The sequence below is a fragment of the Hyphomonas sp. genome, from assembly GCF_040882205.1.
In the GTDB taxonomy this organism is placed as follows: Bacteria; Pseudomonadota; Alphaproteobacteria; order Caulobacterales; family Hyphomonadaceae; genus Hyphomonas.
Genome location: NZ_JBBEBT010000292.1, coordinates 1 through 2,201 on the forward strand (window position 1 = coordinate 1; position 2,201 = coordinate 2,201).

A 2,201-nucleotide genomic window follows, 5' to 3' on the forward strand; every position below is an offset into this window, starting at 1 on the left:
CGCTCGTGCTCGTCGTGGTCTTCGTCTTCTTCGTCCTCGGCGTCTTCCAGCCCGCGCAGGCGAGCGGATTCCACAAAACCGGGAATATCATAATCGCCGAAATCCCGCGTTGAGGCGGACAGGGCGAGGACGAACGGTCCGGTGTTATAGCGCACGCGGCCCGCCAGTTCGGTGCCTTCATTGACGCTGTTATACGCGCCCAGAAGATCGCCGGAGACCGGCTTGTCTGGAATCTCCTCGGCAATCAGCCCGTCGATGACGTTCACGACGCCGCCGATCGCCTGGCCGCCATAGACAAGCGCAGCCGGTCCACGCAGGATTTCGATCTTCTCGGCATCGATCCCGTCTGCGGCGACCTGGTGGTCCGGGCTCGCGGCAGACACATCGATCACGCCAATCCCGTTGGTGAGTACCTGCACCCGCTCGGCGCCGAGGCCGCGCAGCACAGGACGGCTGGCGCCCTGACCGAAGAAGGTCGAGGCGATGCCGGGCTCGCCGGAGAGCGTGTCGCCCAACGTGGAGGCGAGATTGCGCACGATGTCCTCGCGCACGAGCGCCGTGGCATTGCCGATCAGTTCATCGCTTGCCCGGTCAGGGCCCGGAGCAGTGGTGATCAGCACAGGCTCCAGGCGGCGCGACGGCTCGGCTTCCTGAGCATGCGCCATCTGCAAAAGCGCCTGCGCCGATACTGCTGTAGCCAACCAAACCCGCTTCATTGAATCCTCCATGTTATGTAATAAGATTACATTATAAAGATATACCGGAGGGCGCAAGGGCCGGTTTGCTCAAAAATGAAATCAGGCCGCGCTGCCGTCCACGCGGAGCAGGGAGCCCGTCGTGAAGCTGGAATGCGGGCTCGCGAGGTAGAGCGCGGCGGTGATGATCTCTTCCGGGTAGCCCGGACGGCGCATCGCATTGTTGGCGCTCTGGCGCATCTCTTCGGGCCAGGCCTTCGAGATATCCGTCAGGAACGGACCGGGGCAGATCGTGTTGACCCGCACCTTCGGCGCATACTCGTGCGCCAGCGACAGGCTCATCGCGTTCAGCGCCGCCTTCGCCGAACCATACGCTACGACATGAGGCAGTGGCACAAGGCTGCCCGAAGACGAGATGTTGATGATGCTGCCGCCGTCGCCATCCGCCATCCGCTTCGCTACCTGACTTGCCAGACGGAACGGGCCTTTAAAATTGAGGTTCAGCACGCTGTCGAACAGCGCCTCCGTCACTTCATGGCTCGCCATGCGCGGGCCGGAGCCGGCATTGTTGACGAGGATGTCGACCCGTCCGAACCTTGCATAGGCTGCCTCGATCAGAGCATCGATATCGTTCCACCGCCCGCAATGTGCAGAATGCGCGTAGGCTTTCCGCCCCATCGCGCGAAACTCTTCCGCGGCCGCCTCGCACGCATCCAGCTTGCGGCTCGCCACGATGATGTCCGCGCCATGCAGCGCGAACGCCCTGGCCATCTGGTAGCCGAGACCCCGGCTGCCGCCGGTCACGAGCGCGACCTTGCCGGTCAGATCGAAATATGCACTGGTCACCTGCGTCGCTCTCCCTTGTTTAAGGGGAGTGTTCGCCACAGGGCCAGCGAGATCAATGCTTGCCCGCGCGGCAAGCCCGCAACCGTCAGCCTAGTTCAGCGTCGCCGGTGATGTCAGCGCGGCGGTCTTCGCCGCTTCGACTTCGCGCAGCAGGCGGAGCATGTTGCCGCCCCAGATCTTCGCGAGGTCTTCTTCGGTATAGCCCGCCGCAAGCAGGTCGGCGGTTACTCTTGGCAGGGCGGTGATGTCCTTCATCCCGTCCACGCCGCCGCCGCCGTCCCAGTCTGCGCCGATGCCCACATGGTCCGGGCCTGCCAGTTTCAGGGTGTAGAGCAGGTGCTCCATGAACTTCTCGTAGGTGGAGCGCGGCGGCGGGAACGCCTTGTCCATTTCCTTGCGCGCTGCACGGAAAGCCACGAGCTGTTCAGGTGCAAGCTTGGAGGTATCCTTGCCATACTGCGCCTCGAGTTGCGCAATCGCGGCAAGGCGCTCGGGAGTTGCCACCAGCGGTTCGAGATATCCGCCGTAGGCGTTCACCTGGATCACGCCGCCATCGTCTGCGATGGCTTGCAGCAGGTCATCCGGCAGATTGCGCGGATGATCGTAAACGCCCTTGGGGCCGGAATGCGACAGGATGATCGGTGTGGTCGACAGCGCGAT

Annotated in this window: 3 protein-coding genes; all 3 read right to left on the minus strand. The window is 63.4% G+C overall.

Features of this window, described 5'->3' with window-relative positions; genetic code table 11:
• The coding region (locus tag WEA77_RS12635) for a TonB-dependent receptor plug domain-containing protein (protein ID WP_368068240.1) at positions 1-665 on the minus strand (665 nt) is incomplete at its 3' end.
• A gap of 132 nt (positions 666-797) precedes the next feature.
• Positions 798-1,541, minus strand: coding sequence for an SDR family NAD(P)-dependent oxidoreductase (locus WEA77_RS12640; RefSeq protein WP_368068241.1), 744 nt, complete (start codon positions 1,539-1,541; stop codon positions 798-800).
• A gap of 90 nt (positions 1,542-1,631) precedes the next feature.
• A partial coding sequence (locus WEA77_RS12645) for a membrane dipeptidase (protein ID WP_368068242.1) occupies positions 1,632-2,201 on the minus strand: 570 nt, incomplete at its 5' end.